Annotated in this window: 21 protein-coding genes; 18 read left to right on the top strand and 3 right to left on the bottom strand. The window is 63.2% G+C overall.

The features are described 5' to 3' along the window. Positions 1-63 precede the first annotated feature (63 nt). From EK373_RS19495 to EK373_RS19480, 4 genes are read left to right on the top strand one after another with little or no spacing between them, the layout of a single operon-like run. Positions 64-1,401: a DUF3300 domain-containing protein gene (locus tag EK373_RS19495; protein WP_198683445.1), complete on the top strand. Its 1,338-nt coding sequence runs from the start codon at positions 64-66 to the stop codon at positions 1,399-1,401. Next, positions 1,398-2,333, top strand: a complete 936-nt coding sequence (locus tag EK373_RS19490) for a DUF2950 domain-containing protein (protein WP_129645372.1) — start codon at positions 1,398-1,400, stop codon at positions 2,331-2,333. Before EK373_RS19495 ends, EK373_RS19490 begins: the two co-directional genes overlap by 4 nt. A gap of 41 nt (positions 2,334-2,374) precedes the next feature. Beyond that, a complete protein-coding gene (locus EK373_RS19485) occupies positions 2,375-2,779 on the top strand; it encodes a DUF2780 domain-containing protein (protein WP_232831189.1) in 405 nt (134 codons plus the stop codon). Next, positions 2,779-3,036 (top strand): hypothetical protein, encoded by a 258-nt coding sequence (locus tag EK373_RS19480; RefSeq protein ID WP_129645370.1) that lies wholly within the window; start codon positions 2,779-2,781, stop codon positions 3,034-3,036. The genes EK373_RS19485 and EK373_RS19480 overlap by 1 nt, the downstream gene beginning before the upstream one ends. A 242-nt stretch (positions 3,037-3,278) precedes the next feature. Here EK373_RS19480 and EK373_RS19475 read toward each other — a convergent pair whose 3' ends face one another. Further along, a complete protein-coding gene (locus tag EK373_RS19475; protein WP_198683444.1) occupies positions 3,279-3,866 on the bottom strand; it encodes a peroxiredoxin in 588 nt (195 codons plus the stop codon). A 134-nt stretch (positions 3,867-4,000) separates the two neighbouring features. Between EK373_RS19475 and EK373_RS19470 the strand changes: the two genes are divergently transcribed. Continuing rightward, the gene (locus EK373_RS19470) at positions 4,001-4,540 is read left to right on the top strand and encodes a DUF3237 domain-containing protein (RefSeq protein WP_198683443.1); all 540 of its coding nucleotides are present in this window, start codon (positions 4,001-4,003) and stop codon (positions 4,538-4,540) included. Positions 4,541-4,543: 3 nt separating this feature from the next. Here the strand turns inward: EK373_RS19470 and EK373_RS19465 are convergent, their stop codons facing one another. Beyond that, positions 4,544-5,953 (bottom strand): alpha/beta fold hydrolase, encoded by a 1,410-nt coding sequence (locus tag EK373_RS19465; RefSeq protein WP_129645369.1) that lies wholly within the window; start codon positions 5,951-5,953, stop codon positions 4,544-4,546. A 99-nt stretch (positions 5,954-6,052) separates the two neighbouring features. Here EK373_RS19465 and EK373_RS19460 point away from each other — a divergent pair, with 99 nt between their 5' ends. Beyond that, positions 6,053-6,655 (top strand): type 1 glutamine amidotransferase domain-containing protein, encoded by a 603-nt coding sequence (locus EK373_RS19460; RefSeq protein WP_129645368.1) that lies wholly within the window; start codon positions 6,053-6,055, stop codon positions 6,653-6,655. A gap of 105 nt (positions 6,656-6,760) precedes the next feature. Here EK373_RS19460 and EK373_RS19455 read toward each other — a convergent pair whose 3' ends face one another. Beyond that, positions 6,761-7,726, bottom strand: coding sequence for a DUF4382 domain-containing protein (locus EK373_RS19455; RefSeq protein ID WP_129645367.1), 966 nt, complete (start codon positions 7,724-7,726; stop codon positions 6,761-6,763). 139 nt (positions 7,727-7,865) lie between these two features. Between EK373_RS19455 and EK373_RS19450 the strand changes: the two genes are divergently transcribed. From EK373_RS19450 to EK373_RS19400, 12 genes are all read left to right on the top strand, one after another. Next, positions 7,866-8,447, top strand: coding sequence for an RNA polymerase sigma factor (locus EK373_RS19450; RefSeq protein ID WP_198683442.1), 582 nt, complete (start codon positions 7,866-7,868; stop codon positions 8,445-8,447). A 44-nt stretch (positions 8,448-8,491) separates the two neighbouring features. Beyond that, positions 8,492-9,028 carry a hypothetical protein gene (locus tag EK373_RS19445; RefSeq protein ID WP_129645365.1) on the top strand — a complete coding sequence of 179 codons (537 nt, stop codon included), beginning with the start codon at positions 8,492-8,494 and terminating at the stop codon, positions 9,026-9,028. Continuing rightward, the gene (locus EK373_RS33405; RefSeq protein ID WP_198683441.1) at positions 9,025-9,477 is read left to right on the top strand and encodes a hypothetical protein; all 453 of its coding nucleotides are present in this window, start codon (positions 9,025-9,027) and stop codon (positions 9,475-9,477) included. Before EK373_RS19445 ends, EK373_RS33405 begins: the two co-directional genes overlap by 4 nt. Then, positions 9,413-10,732 (top strand): tetratricopeptide repeat protein, encoded by a 1,320-nt coding sequence (locus tag EK373_RS19440; RefSeq protein ID WP_198683440.1) that lies wholly within the window; start codon positions 9,413-9,415, stop codon positions 10,730-10,732. The genes EK373_RS33405 and EK373_RS19440 overlap by 65 nt, the downstream gene beginning before the upstream one ends. Before the next feature lie 12 nt (positions 10,733-10,744). After that, positions 10,745-12,517 (top strand): B12-binding domain-containing radical SAM protein, encoded by a 1,773-nt coding sequence (locus EK373_RS19435; protein WP_129645363.1) that lies wholly within the window; start codon positions 10,745-10,747, stop codon positions 12,515-12,517. Then, complete coding sequence (locus tag EK373_RS19430) at positions 12,514-13,956, top strand: glycosyltransferase family 2 protein (RefSeq protein ID WP_129645362.1); 1,443 nt, start codon at positions 12,514-12,516, stop codon at positions 13,954-13,956. Before EK373_RS19435 ends, EK373_RS19430 begins: the two co-directional genes overlap by 4 nt. Further along, on the top strand, positions 13,953-14,774 hold the full coding sequence (locus tag EK373_RS19425) for a class I SAM-dependent methyltransferase (RefSeq protein ID WP_129645361.1): 822 nt from the start codon (positions 13,953-13,955) through the stop codon (positions 14,772-14,774). Before EK373_RS19430 ends, EK373_RS19425 begins: the two co-directional genes overlap by 4 nt. After that, complete coding sequence (locus tag EK373_RS19420; protein ID WP_129645360.1) at positions 14,764-16,020, top strand: right-handed parallel beta-helix repeat-containing protein; 1,257 nt, start codon at positions 14,764-14,766, stop codon at positions 16,018-16,020. The genes EK373_RS19425 and EK373_RS19420 overlap by 11 nt, the downstream gene beginning before the upstream one ends. Continuing rightward, positions 16,017-17,429, top strand: a complete 1,413-nt coding sequence (locus EK373_RS19415) for a nitrogen regulation protein NR(II) (protein ID WP_129645359.1) — start codon at positions 16,017-16,019, stop codon at positions 17,427-17,429. The genes EK373_RS19420 and EK373_RS19415 overlap by 4 nt, the downstream gene beginning before the upstream one ends. Next, on the top strand, positions 17,426-18,232 hold the full coding sequence (locus EK373_RS19410; RefSeq protein WP_129645358.1) for a hypothetical protein: 807 nt from the start codon (positions 17,426-17,428) through the stop codon (positions 18,230-18,232). Before EK373_RS19415 ends, EK373_RS19410 begins: the two co-directional genes overlap by 4 nt. Continuing rightward, entirely contained in the window at positions 18,229-20,328 is a 2,100-nt protein-coding gene (locus EK373_RS19405; RefSeq protein WP_129645357.1) for a putative bifunctional diguanylate cyclase/phosphodiesterase, read from the top strand. Before EK373_RS19410 ends, EK373_RS19405 begins: the two co-directional genes overlap by 4 nt. Positions 20,329-20,452: 124 nt before the next feature. Then, complete coding sequence (locus EK373_RS19400) at positions 20,453-22,291, top strand: monovalent cation:proton antiporter-2 (CPA2) family protein (protein ID WP_129645356.1); 1,839 nt, start codon at positions 20,453-20,455, stop codon at positions 22,289-22,291. Positions 22,292-22,301 lie beyond the last annotated feature (10 nt).

Genomic DNA, 22,301 nt, shown 5'->3' with positions numbered 1-22,301 from the left:
GGAGCGACAGCCATCCCTCGACGCGTACTGATCGAGCTGACCTTGCCGAGCATGATGAGCGGGATGAACCGCTCGTCATCCCTTTGCTCCTGGACCCTCGCGATCCTGCTGCCCCTGACCCAGCCGGTCCACTCGCAAGAGCCTCCGGCCCCACAGCAGCAGCAGCCGGCGACTCCGTCGCCGGAGGATCAAGCCAAGGCCGTGCCCTTCAAGTCCGAGGAACTGGAGCAGATCGTGGCTCCGATCGCGCTCTATCCGGACGCGCTGCTGGCGCAAGTGCTGATGGCGTCGACCTACCCGCTGGAGATCGTGCTTGCGGCGCGCTGGTCCAAGGAACATCCCGATATCAAGGGCGACGCCGTCGCGAAGGCGGTGGAAAACGAGACCTGGGATGCCAGCGTCAAATCCATGGTCGCCTTTCCCGACGTGCTGACCATGATGAACGAGAAGCTCGACTGGACGCAGAAGCTCGGCGACGCCGTGCTCGCGCAACGCAAGGACGTCATGGACGCCGTGCAGCGTCTGCGCGTCAAAGCGAAAGACGCCGGCAACTTGAAGAGCAGCAAGGAACAAACGGTTAAAACCGAAGCCGCGCCGGCGGGCTCCAGCGCTCAACAGGTCATCATCATCGAGTCGCCGAGCCCCGAGGTCGTTTACGTTCCTACCTACAACCCGACAGTTGTTTACGGGGCCTGGCCTTACCCAGCGTATCCACCCTACTACTATTATCCGCCCGGCTACGCAGCCGGCGCCGCCTTCTTCTCTTTCAGTGCGGGCGTGATCGTCGGCGGCGCGCTCTGGGGCGGGTTCAACTGGGGACACAGCGACATCGATATCAACGTCAACCGCTACAACAATTTCAATCGCAACAGCAACCTCAACGTCAACAACAGGACGAATGTCAGCAATCGCTGGGAACACAACTCCGCGCATCGCCAGGGCGTGGGCTATCGCGACTCGGCCACTCAACAAAGGTACGGCCGCGGCAGCAGCCAGGAAGCGTTGCAGGCCCGAGAGAACTATCGCGGCCGCAGTGGCAACGAGTATCGCGATCTCGGCGGCGGCGGCGAATCGCGGGATCTGGCGAATCGCGCCAGCGAAAATCGGGATCTTGGCGCGGGCGCCGAATCTCGCGATCTCGCGAATCGTGGCGATGAATATCGGGATCTTGGCGGTGGCGCCGAATCGCGGGATCTCGGCAATCGGACCAATGAATATCGGGACCTCGGCGGCGGAGGCGAAAACCGCGACCTGGGCAACCGCGATCTCGGCGGGGCCTCGTCCGGACGATCTCCGGACGCCTTTCGCGGCGTCGACAACGGCGCTCGCACCCGAGCACACAGCAGTCGTGGCATGGCCAGCCGGGGCGGCATGTCACGGGGCGGCGGACGACGCAGATGAAACATCAATTCGCCTTGCGCGTCCTCGCAGTTTTATTGCTGTTGATCACAGCTGCTTGCAGCCGCCAGACAACGCAACGAGACTTCGCATCGATCGATGACGCGATCGCGGCGCTAGTCGCCGCGGCCAAGGACGACGATACAGGCGCACTGGTGAAGATCCTCGGTAGCGAAGCCGAGCCGGCCATCGACTCCGGCGACCCGGTACAGGACAAGAATGCTCGCGACCGATTCGTGCGCGCCTACGCAACTCAACATTCATTAGTCCGCTTGACGCCGGACGCGGCCACGCTGCTGGTCGGCACCGACAAGTGGCCATTTCCTTTTCCTCTGATCCAGCGCGATGGCCGCTGGCGTTTCGACAGCGCGGCGGGCGCGGACGAAATCGTCAACCGTCGCATCGGCGCCAACGAGCTCGCCACGATCCAGTCGTGCCTGGCTTTCGTCGACGCCCAACGCGAGTACTACATGCGCAATCCGCAGCGAGCTGCGTTGCTCCAATTCTCACAGAAGCTGGTGAGCAGCAAGGGTCAGAAGGATGGTCTGTACTGGCCCACCAGCGGCGCCGAGCCGCCCAGCCCGCTCGGCGACCAATTCGCACGTGCGCAAGGCGAAGGTTATTTTGACAACGGCGCGTCCAAGAACGAGCCGCTGCACGGGTACATGTATCGGCTGCTCACCGCGCAGGGTCCGCACGCCGAAGGGGGCGCATACAACTATCTCGTCGGTGACAAGATGATCGGCGGCTTTGCGCTGATCGCCGTTCCGGCCGAGTACGGCCGCAGCGGTATCATGACCTTCATGGTCAACCACGATGGCGAAGTGTTCTCGAAAGACCTTGGCCCGGACACGCACACCGTGGCGCGCGACATCCAGTCGTTCGATCCCGACTCGACCTGGAAACGCGAACCCGCCGCCGAGTTGAATCCATGAGGCGCGTTTCATCCAAACACAGCGGCGGAGCCCAGCTTGTGATGCTCCTCGCCTTGCTCGCCAGTTCGATGCCGCACGAGTCAGTGTTCGCGGCCACGCCCGGACAGAATGCCGTTGCTTACCTGCAGAACCAGTTCGGACTCACCGACGTTCAGGCACGGGGCGCCATTGGCGCGCTGTTGGTATTTGCACGAGAACAACTGCCGCAGCCGCAGTTCAATCAGCTGGCCGCTCGCATTCCCAATGCTGACACCATCATGCAGGCGGTAAAACTTCAGGGTGTGGTCACGAAACCGCTCGACGATCTGAGCGATTACCAGGAATCGCTGGCCAGCCTCGGCATCGGACAACCGCTCGCTTCGCAGATCGCACCGGCGGTGGTCCAGTTTCTCGGCGACTCCGGATTCGATGAAGAACAGGCCATTCTGGCGGGGATACTGCGCTGATGGTACGCACAGCACTGCTCGCGGTCTGCGTGATCTTCAGTGCCTGCACGGTCGTGAAGATCGGCAAAGGCGATACCAACACCATTCAACACGACGGCGGCGCCGAGGAAGCCAGCAACCTGGCCAACCGAGCGTGCCGTCGCGCCGGCGGTCAAGCCGCCGAGATCATCTCCACCGTGAACAAGGATCCCTCGCTGCCGCCGGGCACGGGAAAACAAGTGACCACATTTCGTTGCGGTTCGGCGGCCGGACGGTAGCGAGTTATGGATTGGTTATAGCGTCGCCCGTTATGGGGACATGCGGATTCGTTGCTTCTGCGTCGGGCGAGCATGGCCTACCCTGCTCGCCATCATGTCCACAGATCGACCCAGCAACGTAATCGCCCTGGCGCCCTATCGCTTGGCGCGCCTGGCCCGTCAGCAACGGCGAGCGCAGGTGAGGTGGTTTTCGAGCGAAGGCGGCGCGTCGACGCCGACCGCCTCCGCCGCGATTGTTCCGCTCAGCCGCCCTTCAACTTCTGCACGACTTCCAGCGACTTGTTGACGTTCTCGACCGGATTCAGTCCGCCCACGGTGGCGGCAATCTTGCCGTCGGGTGTCACGACGAAAGTTGTGCGCTCGGCGAAGCCATGACCGATGTCCTTGCCGCGAGAGTCTTTCATGCCTTCCTTGCCCTCACGCACCTGTAACTCGTAAGAGCGCGCGATCTTCCCATCCGCATCCGAGGCGGTGGGGAATTTTCCGGCGCAGAACTCCGGGTCTGCGGAAAAATCGTTGAGCCGCTCGATGCTGTCGAGCGAGACGCCGATGATGCTGGCGCCGGCCGCGGCGAACTTCTCCTGGTTGACGGCGAATGTGCGCGCTTGCACGTTGCAGCCGTTGGTATAGGCCGACGGATAGAAATACACCACGACCGGCCCCTTCTTCAGCGCGTCCTTGAGCGAATAGGTAAACGGCTTGCCCTTCATGGACGCCTGCGCCGTGAACTCGGGCGCCGCCGCGCCTTCCTGTAACGCCGCGAGCGCCGGCAGCCCCGTGCCAAATGCCAGCAGACCGGTCAAAAGCAAACCCTTCGAGCTCATGTTCATGACGACTCCATGCAGACAGTGGACGGAAGTGCCGCATCGTAGCCCTCCGCCGGGCAGGCGTCATCTGACACGCCGCGCGCGTGTTGATATCTTCCAAAAATCACCACCGACGCGCATGAGTTGGGTAACAACCGATGACCACCCGCAGAGAGCTGATGGGCGCCGCCGCCCTGCTTGCCGTTCACGGCGACTCACTTGCTGCCACAGCCGCCGCCGGCGAGGTTCGCACCCGGTTCGCTTTCGAAGCCCACGTCACCGTCGACCCGCCTCAAGTCATCGGCCCGAGCGCGCACGGATTGCGGCGGATCGTTCCGATCCGCGGCGGCGAAGTCACCGGCCCACTACTGCAGGGGAAGGTCGTGCCGGGCGGCGCCGACTGGCAGTTCGTCCGCCCCGACGGCGTTCTGCAGATCGAAGCGAAATACACCCTGCAAGCCACCGACGGCACACTGATCATGGTGACCAATCGCGGCTTGCGCCATGGCCCGCCCGATGTGATCGAGAAGCTCGCCCGGGGCGAGGCGGTGGATGCATCGCTGTATTACTTCCGTACTTCAGCCGAGTTCGAAGCGCCGCTCGACAGCAAGCACGCGTGGCTCAATCGCGCGCTTTTCATTGGGGTCGCACAGCGCACGACGGCGGCAGCGATCATCAAGTTTTACGAGCTGCTCTGAAACTCAGGTTTGGAACGGCAGTCGGGGCTCCCGTTTGCAGGCCGATGTGTCGAGCTTCTCGACCGAACCCGCAGCCACGAATTTCTGGTAGATCGTTGCCACGCAATCGAGATATTCGGTGTGGCCGCGATTCGCCAGCACCACTTCCGCCCGCTGCGTGAATCCTTGCTTCGTCCTCTCGGTGAACCACAGCGGACTGGCGGGATCGGTATCGCCCGAGACAAACACGGTCGGCACCGACGTCCGCACCGGACTGCGATAGTCGTGCGGGAGCGAAGCCTTTGGCCACCGCGAACAAGCCGCTTGCTGTTGGCGCACTCTATAGTCACCCAGATAGGTACCCGCGGTGGCGGCCGGAATGTCCGCGCCGTCAATGAAGGTCGTGTCTTCGTTACAGACAATGGAGAAAAACAAGCCGAAGCTGATCGCCGAACCGATGAAGCTTGCATTCGACACGATGTCTTCGACGATCGGCTGGTAGTCGCCAAGAGACGCCTTATGGATGACCTGAGGAATGTGCACGGCTCCTTCCGCCCGATACATCATCGAACGCAGACGCTCGGCTACTCGCCCCCGGTGCAGCCGCACCGGCGTCGCCTGACCCGGCACATTGACCTTCACCTCTTGCGTCTCCAACCGGTGCAACATCTGGCCCAGTTCGTTCCGCACATTCGGGAACGCGGCACGGCACGCCGGCTGAGCCTCGCAATCCTCGAGCACTCGATCCATCGCTGCCTGCGCGCCTTTGGCCATCGGTAGCGGCAAGGGCTCATCGATGGGAACCACGCTGACGAGCATCGCCGTGCGCACACTCGGCCCGTGCATCTTCATGAACACCTGTGCGGCGCGCGTTCCGTATGAGCCCGCAAACAAATTGAGCGGTCCGTAGCCGAGCAACCGGCGAATATGCTCGATATCTCTGCCGAAATGCTCGTAGCTATATTGGGTGAGATCCGCGTCTTTGCTCAGCTCACGGGCGCAGCGCTCGATCGGCGCAACAGGAAAGACGTCTCGCAACAGCACTGCCGGTTCGACGTCCTTATAAATGTCACAACCCAGTCGATGAGACTTGCCCGTGCCGCGCTGGTCGATCAACAGAATGTCGCGCTCCCGGCGCAAGGGCTCGAGCCATTCCACATAGAACGCGGCCTCATTCATGGACTCCTCGCCCGGGCCGCCCATCAGCAGGAGGATGGGATCCGACAGCGCCTTGCCGCCCTTCGCTGGCACCACAGCCACGGCGATGTCGAGCTTGCGGCCGTCGGGCTTTGCTGGATTTTCGGGCACTTGCACGACACCGCATTTTGCCGGCTCCTTCAGTCTCGGCAGCTCGCAGGCGGAAAGCACGTCCGCACGCACGCCGACCGAGCCGCACAGCGCGAATAGGGTGAGCAACCAGAGAGGGTGAGCCATGCGACACCATAGCAATGCCCTGCTGATTTCGACCACAGTTTTATCTCGGAACTCCGCCAGCGCTGCCTCATTAACTTCTACTCGTTAAGGAGGTGCGCCATGCCCGAAATCAGCCAAGCCAAAGTCCTCATCCTTGCCACAAACGGCTTCGAGCAGGATGAATTGTTGGTGCCGCAGCGTAAGTTGCAGGAAGCCGGCGCGCAGGTCGACGTGGTATCGCCCGAGAAAGGCAAGATCCGCGGCTGGAAACTAAAGGATTGGGGCGAAAGCGTCAGCGTCGACAAGTCGCTGGACGACGCGAAGGCCGATGACTACGACGCCATCGTCCTGCCCGGCGGGCAGATCAATCCGGACCTGCTGCGGGTCAATCAGAAGGCGTTGCAATTGATCCGGTCGTTCCTGGACTCAGGCAAGATCGTAGCGGCGATCTGCCACGCGCCATGGTTGCTCGTCGAACTGGATGCAGTGCGCGGCCGGCAAGTGACTTCGTATCACTCGATCAAGACCGATGTGATCAATGCCGGCGGCAAATGGGTCGATCGCGAGGTGGTGACCGATCAAGGCATCATCACCAGCCGCAACCCCGGCGACCTGGAGGCCTTCTCGGCCAAGATCATCGAGGAGATCCAGGAAGGCAGTCACGCCGGCCGGCGTCAGACTGGCCGCGCCGGGAAGAGCCAACCGCGTCCGGGCATCCATTGACGGCCCAAGGAAATTGATGTCGCCGGGGCGATTCCCTCGCCCCGACGACATCGTCCCCACGGCTCGCCCTCTCTACTCGGTTATCGCAAAGCGCACGCGCCGACTTCAGGGAGCTGGCGGCGCGAAGTCCGCGCTTGCGATCAGGTTCGTCTGCACCGTTACGAGCTTTGGCTCGAGGAACGTCAGCACATCGTCTTCGGTCGGGTCATCGTCGCTGCACGTGAACGCCACGGTATACGGACCCGGCGGCAGGAACGCCGCGCGATAGCTATAGCTGGTGCTGCCGTTCTCGATCGCTACACCGGCGACCAGCAGCGGATCGATGTCGCCAGCAGTTGCCGCTTCCTCCAGGTCATCGGGGGTGATGTCGCTGCCGGTGAAGACATAGACGTTCGGCAAGCAATCTTCCGGCACCAGCGCGCCTTCGATCACACCCGCGATGGCGCCGACGTTTGCATCGTCGACCACGCGCAGCGTCGGCCGGAGCAAATAGGCCTGGGTGCAATCCGGCGTCGAGCCTTGCTGGCCCGGGGGAGCATGGACCGACTTGCGCAGATCGAAGTCGATGGTCAACGCAGCACTGCCATCCGCAGGCAATTCGAACCCTCGATTGAGCTTCAAACCGGATTCGGCGCCGCTGGGCACCCGCAGCTCGCACTCCTGACCGCCCGTCAGCACGATGTATGAATCGCGGACGTTGATCTCGTTATCCACGATCAGGCGGATCCATTCGTACCGGCCGGCCGGCAACGTGACGTTATCCAGCAGCAAGGCCGCGCGACCTTCCTGATATTCGAGCAGGTCGAGCTGCCGCGCCGAGGGGGACAGGTTGCGGACGATCTCGGCCGCCTCGCCTTCGCGCTTGAAGGCTACGCCACTGAACTGCACGACGACACTGGCTGCATCGTCGATGGGCGCATCCGTGACGGATACTTTGATGCGGCCCTCGCCCCCCGAATCGCCGCCGCCGCCACAACCGGTCAGGGCGAACAACAGGGTGCTCACCAAGAGTGTCCAGATCAGGCTCGCGATAAACGAACCCGTCATCCGCACTTGATTCTCATCGACCATTCGTACTCGTCTCCCAGGATCGGCGCCGCCCTTTTCCGACGCCCTCCCGCCCTGACACGGATCTCATGCCGAAACGGTTCCGTGACTTTATGAATGGAACCATTCGACAGCCCGCGCCGTGTAAGGCTTAATGGAGGTCATGGTCTTGCAGAAGCGCACCCGCCCGTCGCATGCCAACGCGGCAGCCGAGTTCGACCATCTGCTGCGCGAGCACGTCCCGGCCCTGTATCGCGCCGCCTATCGGTGGACCGGCGCGGTGGATCGCGCCGAAGACCTGGTGCAGGAGCTGCTGACTCGGCTGTATCCCAAACTCGACGAGTTGCGCGGCCTGGATCGCATCCGGTCTTGGGCGCTGCGGGTGATGTATCGGATCTTCGTCGACCAGGTGCGCCGTGAGCGCAGCTCGCCCGTGCAGTTCGGCTCCGATCCGCCCGACGACAACGAAGAGGAAGCGCCGGAGTTGATCGACGGCTCGGCGGGACCCGCCGAGCTGTTTGAACAGGAGCTCACACAGGACCGGGTGCTGGCAGCCTGGGAGCGATTGAGCGAAGAGCATCGCGTGGTGCTGTCGATGCACGATATCGAGGACTACAGCCTGCCGGAACTGGCGCAGATCATGGAGGTGCCGCTGGGCACCCTGAAGTCCCGACTGCACCGGGCGCGGGCGAAGCTGAAGGACTTGCTCGCGACGGAACGAATCTCTCATTTAGATCGTGTATGAAGTGCGCGCCCCGAGGGGCAAACTGAACAGGCTGGTCATGTATCGTGGACAAAGACGCTGAAATTCTGCGCCAAGCGCTCAAGCGCATTCCCGCGCCGGAGCCACGTCCGGAATTCATCGATCGCGCGTTCGCCAAGGCCACCGGGAGCGTCTCGCCGGCCCGCAGCCGCTTGGCGCACCTGGCGAGCCGCTGGGAGACGTGGGTCGGTGCGGCCGCAGGCGCCGCCGTCGCCATCTTGGCGATGTTGATGCTCGTGTCGCCGCTGGCGACGCGCGACCCCGGCATCACGCTGGCCCTCAATGAAATGCGGGATATCGACGTGTTGATCGATTCGGAACGGACGCTGGACGGTGCGACCATTCGCATCGTGGCCACCGGCAGCGTGGTGCTGGACGGCTTCGAGAACGAGCGTCAGATCGATTGGCAGACGCACCTCGCCAAAGGCAGCAACATACTGTCGCTACCCGTGTTGGCCCGTTCGACCGGTGCGGGTCAGCTGGTCGCGGTCATCGAGCACGAGGGCCGCACGCGGCAGGTGACGGTCAACCTCACAGTGCGCGACCGAGAGGCGCGAACATGACGCGCATCACACCTTTGTGCTTGCCTCGCTCGCGCCAGACGTCGATCATTCAGGCACGAGTGAAGCACGTAACGATCATGGCCCTGTGCTTGCTGGCGCACGGCGCTCTGGCGCAACAGCAGTCCGATTCGACGCCTAAACCTGCGCAGGGGCAGGACGATCTCGACGTGACCATGCAGATCATCGTGGATCCTGATGCCAAGCGCCCCGACGAAGTCGTCCGCCGAATACCACTGCCCGAGCGCAAGCCAGCCGACTCGACCAAGCCCACGGCGGAGAGAAAGTCTGACAACGCTGCTGCCGAAGCCAGAGAGACTGCTCGCGAAGCTAAGGACGTGGCTAAACAGGAAGCTGCCGAGCAACGCGAGCAGGCTCGGCGCGCCCGTGCCGAAGAGCGGGAACGCAACGATCCGCCCAAGCATCCTCCGGGCCGCCCGCCTCGCAACTGACTCTGTTCGCCCGCAGCTGTCTGCTGCGCCGGCCATCCTCGCGCTCCTGTTTGTTTCTTCCGGTCCCGCGTTCGCGCACAGCGAAGCGGCCACCCAGCAGTTCCGATCGGGCGCCAGTGCGTTCCAGGCCGGCGACTATCAAGAAGCGCTGAAAGCTTTCGAGTCCGCCCTCTCGCACGGCATGTCGACCCCGGCCCTGCACTTCAACATCGGCGTGGCAGCCTATCGAATCGGCAACTACGCTCGGGCGGAAGCGGCATTCAAGGAAGTGGCAAGCACGACGGCCATGGCGGGCCTGGCCTATTACAACCTCGGTCTGGTCGAACTGAGGCGCAACGATCCCGTTGCGGCCAACCGTTGGTTCTCACGCGTTGAAGGCGTGACCGAAGATGCACGCCTGCGGCAGCTGGCGGCCGCTCAACTTGGCGAGGGGCAGACTCCTGCTCCGGAACACAGATGGGTGGGCTACGCGGGGTTCGGAGTGGGTCACGATGACAATGTCGCGTTGGTCTCGAACTCCGACGTGCTCGGCATCAGCGACAAAGCGGACAACTTCGCCGAAGCGCAGCTCGCATTCAACACGCCGCTCGGCGAATCCTGGCGGCTCGATGCCGGCGCCGTGCTGGTCGACTATCAAGAGCTGAACGACTTCGACCAGGCCGGCCTGCACGGCGGCGCCCGCTATCGCTGGTTGTTCGACGACTGGGTCAGTGACGTCGGCGTTCAGCTGGGCTACACCACGCTCGACGGCGCCGGCTTCGAAAGCCGGCGCGCCCTCTTCATACAAACCGGTCGGGAGCTGCGCTCTGATTTATATGCACGCGGCCGATACCGATTCAGCAATATCGACGGTCTCAACGAGTTCGACGGCCTGACCGGCCGGCGCCACGAGCTCGGTGGGTCCCTCGACTGGACCCGGGCCGATTGGGATTTCAGTTTGGGCTACCGGTTCGAGATCGGCGACTACGACGACGACTCGCTCTCCGCCACTCGTCATGAGCTGAGCGTCGACGCGGAACATAGCTTCGCCAACGATTGGACCTTGCTGGCGGAAGCATCGCGACGGCGCAGCGACTACGATTCCGATGCCAATGGCAATGAACAGCGCACCGAGCTGGCGCTTGGCTTGACCCGGACACTCAGTTCCCGCTGGCAAGTATTCCTGCGTTACGCCTATACCAACAACGACGCCGACGCCGCGACCTACGACTACACCGGCAATCGATTCACCGCCGGCATTGAAGCCACCCTTTAAGTAGTCGCTCGAGTGCGCAGGAAGCGCGCACGAGGAGAATTCCACTACAAAACTTGCGCGACGCGACACATCGCGTCCTCGTTCATCGCGCAGCACAACCAAATAGCACCTACGCGGAACGCACAGGCAGGTTGGCGCGTTCAATCCCGCACAATTTACAAGTCAGAAGTTTCGGGTGCGAACTTGCCCAAATTTCTATTAGTGGGACCTTATGACCCACACTGCGGGGAATACACCTTCCTGGCTCCGCCACTGGGTGTATGGCGATTAGCTGGCGTGCTGGCGGCACACGGCGTCGAAGTAAAAGTATTCGATCCCAACTGCTGCGTTGGGCCGCCCGAGCGCGCGCTCGAAAAAGAAATATTGCGCGATACGTGGGATGTCATCGGCGTCTCCACCACGGGCATGACCTTGAAGTTCGATCTGGAGCTGGCGCATCTCGCCCGCCGCCTCGCGCCCAGCGCGCTGATGGTGGCCGGCGGCATGGAAGCGACCTTCCGGCCCGAGCTGATGTTCGAGCTGGGTCCCTTCGACCGCGTCATTCTCGGCGAAGGCGAACGTCCGCTGGTCGAGCTGGCGACCCGGATCGCTTCGGGACAACCGCGGGTCGGGATCGTCGGCACGGTGGAGCGTCGCGCGGACGGCAGTCTGCTTCGCATGCCGCAGTTGGCGCTGAATCATGACCAGCTGCGCGACGCCATCCTCTCGACGCCTTATGAAAACATGCCGTACGAGGCCTATTGGGACCGCCTCGAAGCCGCCTATCGCGTCGGCAGCTTACCCACCAAGGCGGCGCGCGAAGCGGCGTTGGCAGAGATCCGCTCGGTTCGCTTGATCACGTTGAACTACTGCCCGATGGGCTGCACGTTCTGCTCTTCCACGAATTTCCTGCACGAAGCGCAAGGCAGCGTGGCGTCGATCGCACGACTGGATGCCGACGAGTGCTTGCTGATGATCAAGCGCATCGTCGCGACGCATCCACGCGTGCGCACCATCATCTTTCAAGACGACATCTTCGTGTTCTCGAAAGACAAGCGCGTCGTGCCGTTGTGCGAAGGCATCGTCGCCGCAAAGCAAGCGGGCGAGCTGCCCGAAGATCTGCAGTTCATCAGCACCAATCGCATCGACGCGATGAATGAGGAACGGCTGAACGCCATGCGCAGCGCGGGTTTCCGTGTGCTCGGCTTCGGCATCGAAAACTTCTCGCGCAATGTGCTGGTCGAGTTCAACAAGGGTCAGATCCATCGGCACATCGAGCCGATGTTGAGCGCGACGCTGGAGCTCGGTATCACGCCCTTTCTCGATCTGATCCTCAGCTCGCCACGCGCCTCGCTCGACGACGTGGCGGAAACCTTGCGTGAAGCGTACCGATGGCTGCGACAAGGATGTGAGATTGGCATGTACCCATACGTCATTCCGTTCTCGGGCGCAGCGTTCGCGCGCGATCCCGCACTACTTCCCCATACTGAGTTCGTGCACCGGCATGTCGAAGGCACGAACATCGAGTGGGACCAGGCCGCCAAGATCCTGCCCATCGATCCGACGGTGCGCGCCGTCATTCTCGAGATCGAGCGCAGGTTCGAAATCGCACTGGCGGAGCTGCAAACGCGCGCGACGCACCTTCCTTCGCGGGTGCGCTCGCTGGTCTGGATATTGGTCGGTGTGCCGGTTCTGGCCGAGCACGGCATCGTCGTTGCCCCCGAGCAGGAGGTGCGTGCCGAGCTCGAATCTCGCTTGCCTCAGCCTCGGAGGGCGACGCATACCCGTGCCGTCGCGATGGCGTGAAATTCAATACGCCCTGGAGCCTGCTGGCGCCGCTCGCGGTGTGCGCATTGCTGGCGGGATGGATTGCACTGTCCGCGGCGAATCTGCAGACCGCCAGCTTCTCGTTGCTGGTTTACGGCCTCGCGAATCTGATCGTCTACACCGATGCGCTGGATTTCATCCTGCGCCTGCACGTGCGGCGCCGTCACATCGCCACCGCGCCGACCGAAGAGAATCGTCACCTTTCCATCGATCTGTCGGCCGCGTTCCCGGCCGGCTCGCGGCAGCTCGTGCCGGTGCGGCCTTACGCGATCATCGCGTCCATTCACAATCTGGAGCCGCTGCTCGATGAGTTCATGGATGCCTTCGCCGCTTATCGCGACAAGGTCTGGTTGATCAGCGACGGTTCGACGGATGCGACGGTGCTCCGTCTGCGGCACGCGGGCTGGCGCTGTTTCGACGATGGCGTGAATCGTCACAAGCCGGGCGCGATCAAGCGTCTGCTCGAGCGCGTCCCGCCCCACATCGAAACTCTGCTGGTCGTCGATCCGGACATTCGTATCCGTGACAAGAACGGCGGCAGCAGGATCGACTTCGAGCGCTTCATCCGTGACTTTCAGCAGTCCGGCGCCGCTGCCGTCTGCCCGCGCGTCATGATCGAGCCCGATGGATTCCTCGCCCGCTTCCAGGCATTCGAATATGCATTGGCGTTCCGCATCGGCCGCGAGAGCCTGGCGGACTACAGCATCACCTCCGGCGTTTCCTGCTATCGGCGCGATGCTCTGGAACGCGCGCTTGCAGAGCACACTCATTCGGTCTACGCCGAAGATCTGCAGAACGCGCTGATCCTGCTCAGCCACGGCGAGCGCATCTACTACGACGGGCGGCTGGTCGTCAGCACCGAAGGCCCCGGCAACGTGCGGCGCTGGTTCTCGCAACGGGTCGGCTGGTACTACGGGTTGCTCAAGGTGTACGTCGAGCGCTTCAGCGAAGTCTGGCGCATCGCCAGGCGCACGCCGTTCGCCATGTATCACTTCGTGGTCTACCTGGGCGGCCTGTCGCTGATCGTGCATCCGCTGAAGATCATCAGCGCGGTGCTGCTGGTGCTGAGTTTCATCAGCGGCTTCGACAACTTGTTCCTCGCGAACATCTTCCCGCGCAATGCGCTGATCAATCCGGGCTACTTCATGGCGGCCATCGGCAGCTATCTCGCGCTCGGCGTATTCGCGTTGTTCACCGTGGTGCCGAAGCAGGAGCGCGCTTACATCGCGCCCATCGTGCCGTTGTATCTGTTCTACGCCATTACTCACATCGCACCGATGACGGTCGGCTACGCCAACTGGATCGCAGTGAAGCTGTCGGGCCGCCGCCTCTATCGCGATCACTACGAGCCGCTGCCGAGCGCCAGCACGACGCTGCCGCTGGAGGAGAAAACCAGTCTCATGAGGAAAGCCTCTTGAACGCGCGTGGCGCACCGGCGCCCGAACAATATCTGCCCTCTCACTATTGGGAGGACCGTGCACGCCGGTTCGCGGCGGATGGCTCCGGGCTCGCGGCTGTGTGTTCGTACGGCATGCCGGAGTTCTATAACCGGATGATTCACCGGAATCAGTACCTGGCGCTGCGGCCCTGGCTCAACATCCAACCCGGCACGCGCGTGCTCGATGTCGGCTGTGGCGTGGGACGATGGAGCAGGCTGCTAGCCGGACGCGGCGCCATCGTCACCGGTGCGGACCTGAGTCCGACGATGGTCGCCGAAGCGAGACGCCGCGCCGAGTTGCAGAATGTGTCGACTCGCACGCGCTTCATCGTTCAAGACCTGGCGCTCCTCGATGCAGGCGGAACGTTCGACCTGATTCTGGGCGTCACGGTGCTTCAGCACATTCTGGATCCCGAGTCATTGCGGTCGGCGGTGCAACGGATGACGCAGCATCTTGCGCCCGGCGGACGCATGGTGTTGCTGGAAGCCGCGCCGGTCAATATCGCGAAACATTGTGACACGACGGTGTTTCGCGCCAGGCAGCGAAACGTCTATCTCGATTTGTTTGCCGAGCAGGGATTGGAGCTGCGTGCGCTCGGCGGCGTCGATCCGGCGCCGTTCAAGACATGGCTGCTGCCCCATCTGCGACGGTTGCCACGGCCGCTCGGCATGTCGGCGTTGGCCGCGGTGACACTGGTTTCCACGCCGATCGACGTCCTCTTCGGCCGAGTCGCCGTGCAGCGCTCGTGGCACACAGTGTTTGTTTTGCAGCGTAACGGAGGCGCCCATGCCGCTTAGCCGTCGTTCCGCGGTTTCACTCGTCGTGTTCGTCCTGCTCGGCGTCTTCGTCGGGCTGGGCTATTGGTACGAGTCGCGCAAGGCCACACCCGGACAAGCGGCGAACGCTCAGTCCATCGATGTGACCAGCGCCGAGGATCGCGGACCCGGCTCGCTGCGTGAGGCCATTTTCAAAGCGACGGCCGCCACCACCGAGGTGACCATCTCGCTGCAAGTGCCGAAGATCACGCTCGCCTCTGCCCTGCCGCCACTCGCAAACGCCCGTGGCATCAAAGTCGTTGCTGCTGCCGAGAATGGCACCGAGATCGACGCGAGCGAGCTGCCGGGCGGCGCCGTGCTCGATGTCTCCGGCGCCAACATTGCCATCGAAGGCGTGCGCATCCACAACTGCAAAGAGACCGGCATCGTGCTGCGCGCAGACCGCTTTCGATTGCAGGCGGCTTCAATCGAAAATTGCGACGTGGGCATCGATGTCGCCGAGAACGCCGATCAGGTGATGCTGGAGCGAAACCGCTTCGCCAAGAACCGCGTCGGCGTGCGCTTCGCCGCGTCCAACAAGAATGCGATGGTCGTGAAGAATGAGTTCTCCGAGCATCGCGACGCCGGCATCTGGGCCGTCCGCAGCGAGCCCGACAGCCGCGGCGGAGCGATCAGCATCCGCGACAACCGCTTCAACAAGGAGCGCATCGGCATTCTCACTGCCAATGTCTCCATGATCATGGAGCGCAACGAGCTGCTCGATTCACAGGAAGCTGCGATGCAGTTGATGGGCGCCGGCGCAGTCGTCCGCGGCAATCGCATCAGCCGGGGCGCAGCGATGGGCATCGTGGTCGAGAATGGGCAGGCCGCCGTGATCGAAGACAACGAGTTCGACGGCATCGAAGCCTATGGCGTCATGCTGAAGACCTCGGCCGACACCGTGATCCGCAAGAACCGGATTCACAACAGCGGCTATGGGCTCGCGTTCGTGCTGGGTAACCAGCGCAGTCCCAGCAGCGCCATCGAGAACACCATCATCGAGCCGAAGTTCAACGGCATCGACGTGATCGGCGACTCGCCCATCCTGCGGGGCAATCAAGTCATGCGACCACGCGCGCTGGCACTGAAAATTACCGACTACCAACCCGAGGGCGGCGGCGAGAGGATTCGCTCCGCACCGTTTCTCGAGGGCAACAACTTCAGCATCGGCGCCGCGACCGTCGCGGCCGGCGATGCCACCCCGAAGCCCGGCACCGTGCAGCGATGAACATCGGCGACACGCAGATCATCCCGGCGCCGACGTGGACCGATCCACGCATCCATCTGTTGGATGACACCTGGCTGCTGACGATCTTCGCCATCCTGCTCGGTACGGTCGTGCCCTGGCTGGTCAGCTCGCTGGATATCAACTTTGTCGCCGCCTGCCTCGGGCTGCTCGCGCTGGGCGGCATTCACATTGCATTCACGGTGGTCGGCAAACCGGCCCGCGTCGGCGAGCGTCGCCCCGTGCTCACCCTGTTGCACATCCTGGGCATCGTCGTCGTCGGCTTCATCTGGATGAATGCCGGCGGCCTGCAAAATCCCGCGTTTCTGATCGTGTTCGCGCTGCCAGTGGTCGGTGCGATCTTTCTGTCGCGCTGGCAACCGTATCTGATGGCGGTGCTCGCCATCGTCGTCGCCGGCGTCGTGGCACTCGCACAAGCCCCGGAGCTGCGCTGGTATGTGCCCGGCCTCAACGAGCTTGGCGCATCGCTCGCGGCGATTCTCGGACAGCAAACATCGGCGTCGACATTTCCCGGGTTTTACGCACCCTCGGCCTACTACGCCGTGCTGCTGCAGGTGTTCGCGATCCTGCTGCTCGCGTGCGCAGTGGCGGCCGAATATCTCGGCACCATCTTCGAACGATTGCACTCGCATGTGGATGTCGCCCGCGCCGAAGCCGAGCGCGGCCAGGAATTCTGGACCACCCTGATCGAAGCGATGCCGTTCCCGGCGCTGTTGATCGACAGCGACACGCTACAGGTCGTTTGCGCCAGTACTCGAGCCACCCGTTTCCAGGATCAAGAAAGCGCCAGCGGTCGGCCGCTGTTCGAGGTCATTCGTTTCTCCTATCCGGAGATGGTGCAGGAGGCGATTTCCGGCTCGGGCGGCGTGGTGCCGCTGAGCATGATCAAAGTGGGCGACCGGCTGCGAGCGACGGAAGTTCAGGTGCGGCACCTGACGCAGACCGGGCGGCGGTTCGCACTGGTCGTCATTCACGACAAGACCGAGGAATTCACAGCTCACGCGGCGCTCGATGTCAGCGGCCAGGCCATGCTGGTCATCGACTCGCAGGGCCGGCTGCTCTCGTTCAACAAACCGGCGCAGGCCCTGTTCGCAGCCCTCGACAAGGATAGCGACGCATCGAACATGCTGTCGCTCGGCGGCATGCCGCCGCGCTGGTGGGAACCGGGACTCACGGGCCGTCGCAAGATGCACATCGAGATCGGCCCGCGCGTTTATCAAGTGACCTGCTCCGCTTCGCCGCTGCCCGGCGAGGACGAACGCCTTTACATCGTCGCGTTCCTGCCGATGGGACGCGCCGCTCTCGGCGACCGTAGTGACATCACGGCCGCGCACCTCGCCGACGCTCCAAGGAACTCCCTCTCCAATTCAACGTTGGTGTCGCCCCCATGAGGTTTGCATCCGCCGTCCTGTGCTTGTCCTCGCTCGCGGCGACTGCGTCCGCCGGCGCCGCCGAAGTCGATGCGCGTCCGTTCGACAAACTATCCTTGAGCGGCAGCGCCTCCAGCTTCGTCGACACCGACGATGACGGCGGTGGCGGCTCGCTCAGCTATCTGCACTACTTCACGCCCGACTTCCTCGCCGGCTTCGGTGCCGACCATACCTTCGTCGAGGAAGCCAAGCTGACCTATGGCTCGGTGCGCGCAGCCTGGGGGCGCGGCGAGCCGGCCCGTCGCTTCATTCTCATCGGGGAGTACTACAATGGCGAAGGCGACGACAACGGCCGCAAATTCGATTACCAGGTCGGCGTGTTGGGCATCAGCCAGGCGATCGGCAGCAAATTCTCGGTGCAACTCGAGTCGCGCCAGATCGATATCGACACCACGCACGGCAATCTGCCCAAGCTCGGCCTGACCTACGTGTGGTCGCCGAAGTTCGTGACCAACATTGCCTATGCCCAATCGGTGAGCGGCAATCTGGGCACCGAACTCACCAGCGCCCGCTTCGACTACTACGGCAAGCACGTCAATATGATGCTTGGCGGCTCGACCGGTAAAGCCAATCCGGCGGTGCTGGTGCTGCAACCCGGTGTGGTGCTGCCGCCCAGCTACTCGAATGAATACTTCCTCGGCATTGCCAAGCCCTTCAAGCGTGCCGAGATCCAGTTGCTCGGCGATCTGCTGGAAGTGGCGGGCAGCGAGAAGATCACCGTTACCTTGAGCTTTATCGCGTATCTAGGCTCGCGAGGGCAATGAAACTTTCGCTTCTGAAACGCGGCTCGCAATGGCCCCTCACCTTGTTGGTGCTGGCGGTCGTCGTGCTCGCGGGCGCTCGGCTCATTGCGCTGAGTGTCGGCGAACGCGCCGAGCAGACGCGTGCGACGGCGGGCACGCTTGTTACGACGTACAGCCGAGCGGTCGAGCGCCAGCTGCAAACATTGGCTGCGCGCGAGAGTGGCGCGGAGCTGGATCAATTGCTCTCGAAGCTGCAGCTGAATCGCATCGTCGATCCGGAGTACGACTTCGAGCTGTCGAAAGTGGACACCAGCGGCGGCGCGCCGCGAATCTTCGTGAGCAGCCGGATCGAGCGGCTGGACGATCCCATCATCAGCCGCATCCGCTTGCCGGAAGGTTACGCGCAAGAGCTGGCCGGCGGTTATGTGCAGCTCGCGTTGCGCCCCAAGGCTGGCTGGTATCCCGCACGCGAACTGGCCGCGGCTATCGCGTTGCTGGCGGTCGTCGCCTGGATGCTGGCGTTTGCAACTCACGATCTGGTGCACAGCTTGCACCGGGCGCGGGATGCTCTGTCACTCTCGCGACGCCAGCTGCAATCGACCCAACGCAAGCTGGCGCTCGAAATCGAGCAGCGCGAGAACCTGCAGAAGAGCTTCGAGCATTCGCGCTATCACGACGCGTTCACCGGCCTGCCGAACCGCCGCTACTTCATGGATCAGCTCGATCGCGCCTTGCGGGAGGTCCGCACGCGTCGCCGGCAACGACTCGCGGTGATGCTCATCAACATCGATCGTTTCAAGCTGATCAACGACTCGCTCGGCCACACCGCCGGCGACGAGGTCGTCGTGCAGGCAGCCCGACGATTCCAGAAAGCCGCGGCACAGTTCGAACACGTGCTGGCGCGCTGGAGCGGCGATCAGTTCGCGATGCTGATCTTCGATGTGCCCTCGGCGGACGGCGCGCTCGACATCGCCGGACTGTTACAGAAGACGCTGCAGCAGCCCTTCGAACTGCGCAAGCATCAACTCAACGTGGCAGCTCGAGTCGGCGTCACCTGCATCGACTCGGGTCTGCAACGCGCGGAAGAAGCTGTGCGTGAAGCCGACATCGCTCTATCGGTCGCAAGACGGCACGATACCGCGACCGCGGTTGCATACCAGCCCGCGATGGGTAGCAGCGCTGCGAGCCTGGTGAGCCTGGAAGCCGATTTGCACGTCGCGCTCCAGCGTCGCGAGCTGCACTTGATGTATCAGCCCATTGTCGACCTGCGGAACGATTGCGTCGCCGGCGCCGAGTCGCTGCTCCGCTGGCGGCATCCCATCGAAGGCATGCTGACGCCGGACAAGTTTCTCGCACTCGCCGAAGAAGTCGGCTTGATCGTGCCGATCACGCGCTGGACCATCCTGCAAGTCTGCACGCTCGCCGCCGAATGGCGTCATCGCTTGCCCCGCGATCGCGACTTCTATCTCACAGTAAACGTCTCTGCCGCCGCGCTGCGCGATCCCGAGTTCACTTCCTACGTAGAGCAAGTGCTCAAGGACACTGGTGTCTCGCCCGAATACCTGAAACTGGAACTGACCGAAGGCGGGCTGATGAGCAATCCCGGCGGAGCCCGCGAGATCCTCGAAGGTCTGCACGATCTCGGCATCGAGATGATGCTCGATGACTTCGGCACCGGCTACTCGTCGTTGAGCTACCTGCAGCTGTTCCCCTTCAGCTACGTGAAGATCGACAGGCCGTTCGTCGATCGCGCCGGCTCGGCGCATGCCAATACCGCGATCGCGGCTGCCATCGTGCAAATGACCAGCAGCCTCGGCCTGCGCTCGGTTGCCGAGATCGTCGAGACCGATGACGCTGCGCGCGACCTGCAACGAATGGGATGCGACTACGCCCAGGGCTACTTCTACTGCGGTCCGCTCGAGGCGGAAGAGGCCTTCCAGGTCCTGAAAAATGCCGACCGCTCGCTGCCGACGGCACAAGTGGCGATGAACGCCGACGAGTCGTCCGACAACTCGCCGACCATTTCCGAAGCCGTCGTGCTGTCAGATGAAACGTTGATGCTGCCGGCCGATGAGGTCGCCGAGCAACTCCGGGAAAAGGCATCCCAAGACCGCTGATCGCGCTCGCGCGCGATTCGGGTCATAGACTCCTCCGATACGCAGCCGGCGCGGAACCCTTCATGCTGTTCCGTCCCCGCCTGTCCGCGCCTATCATCCGCCCTTTTCCCCATTCGAGTCGCTCATGGCCCCGGAACACGATTCAAGCATGTTGGTCAACGCCGTCGCGTTGCTGGGCGCCGCGGTCATCGCGGTTCCCTTGTTCAGACGGCTGGGCCTCGGCTCGGTGCTGGGCTACCTCGCCGCCGGCCTGTTGATCGGTCCTTTCGGGCTCGGCCTGTTCTCCGATCCGCACGCCATCCTGCGATTCGCCGAGCTCGGCGTCGTGATGTTCCTTTTCATCATCGGCCTGGAGATGCGGCCTTCGCACCTGTGGCACCTGCGACGGCAGATTTTCGGTCTCGGCGCTCTGCAGATTGCCGCTTGCACGCTCGGGCTCACCGGCGTCGGCATGGCGTTCGGCTTCTCGCCGGTGGTTGCCTTTATCGGCGGCGCCGGCTTCGTGCTCACCTCGACGGCCATCGTCATGCAACTGCTCGCCGAGCGCGGCGACATCGCGCTGCCTCACGGGCAGAAGATGGTGTCGGTGTTGTTGTTCGAAGATCTGTTGATCGTCCCGCTGCTGGCGCTGGTGAGCTTCCTCTCGCCGGCCGCAGCGACCGAATCGGATACGCCGCAGTGGATTTCCATGCTGACCGGCATCGGTTCCCTCGCCGGTCTGATCGCCGCAGGCGTGTGGCTGCTCAATCCGCTCTTCAGCATTCTGGCGCTCGCGCGCACGCGGGAAGTGATGTCGGCAGCAGCCTTGCTCGTCGTGCTCGGTTCGGCGCTGTTGATGGAGATGGGCGGCCTTTCGATGGCAATGGGCGCATTCATCGCCGGCGTGCTGTTGTCCGAATCGACCTTCCGTCATCAACTCGAAGCGGATGTCGAGCCGTTCCGCGGTTTGCTCTTGGGCCTGTTCTTCCTGGCTGTGGGCATGAGCCTCGACTTGAAAGTGGTCGCGGACAATTGGGCGCTGATCGCGGCCGCCGTGCCGGCAATGATGGCCACCAAAGCGCTGTGCATCTATATCGTCGCGCGCGTGACTCGCAGCTCGCATCCAGAAGCTCTGGATCGCGCGGTGCTGATGGCACAAGGCGGTGAGTTCGCGTTTGTCCTGTACGGCGCCGCTGCTGCCGTCGGCATCATCGACGACACCGTCAACGCCAACATGACCGCGATCGTCGTGCTCTCGATGGTGCTGACGCCGCTGATGGTCATCGTGGTCCGGCGTTTCATCGAGCCCGCGAGCCAATCGATGGACGGCATTCCCATCGCGGACGGGCTCGAAGGCAGCGTGCTCATGATCGGCTTCGGCCGCTTCGGCCAGGTTGTCAGTCAAGCGCTGCTCGCGCGGGGCGTCGACGTGAGCATCATCGATGCGGATGTCGAGATGATCCGCGCTGCCCAGCAATTCGGCTTCACTGTGTACTACGGCGATGGCACCCGCCTCGACGTGTTGCGCGCCTCCGGCGCCGGCAAGGCGCGCCAGATCGCCGTCTGCGTCGAGAACCGCAAGACCGCCGATCGCATCGTCGAGCTGGTGCGCTCCGAGTTTCCACAAGCCCAGCTGTTGGTACGCGCCTTCGATCGCGAGCATGCGCGTCAGCTCGTGGGCGCCGGCGTCGACTATCAGATCAGGGAAACATTCGAGTCGGCGCTGCAGGCCGGAGGCGCAGCATTGCGCCTGCTCGAAGTCAGCGACTCGGAGATTGCCGACATTCTCGCCTCGATTCGAGAGCGCGACGCCGAACGTTTCGCCCTCGAGATCGCCGGCGGCGGGTATGAGGCCGGAATCGGCATGTTGCTACGGAATACCGCACAGACGCCCTCGCGCCCCACTCCATTCAGCAAGCCCCGCACCGAAGGCAAGGCGCTCAACGAAGTGCCCGGCGCAAGTCCCAGCGAGAGCCCCACGTAAGCCAGCGAAG

Origin of the sequence: Peristeroidobacter agariperforans, assembly GCF_004138335.1 — a bacterium.
Classification (GTDB): Bacteria; Pseudomonadota; Gammaproteobacteria; order Steroidobacterales; family Steroidobacteraceae; genus Steroidobacter; species Steroidobacter agariperforans.
This window is presented reverse-complemented; position numbering and strand designations above follow the sequence as displayed.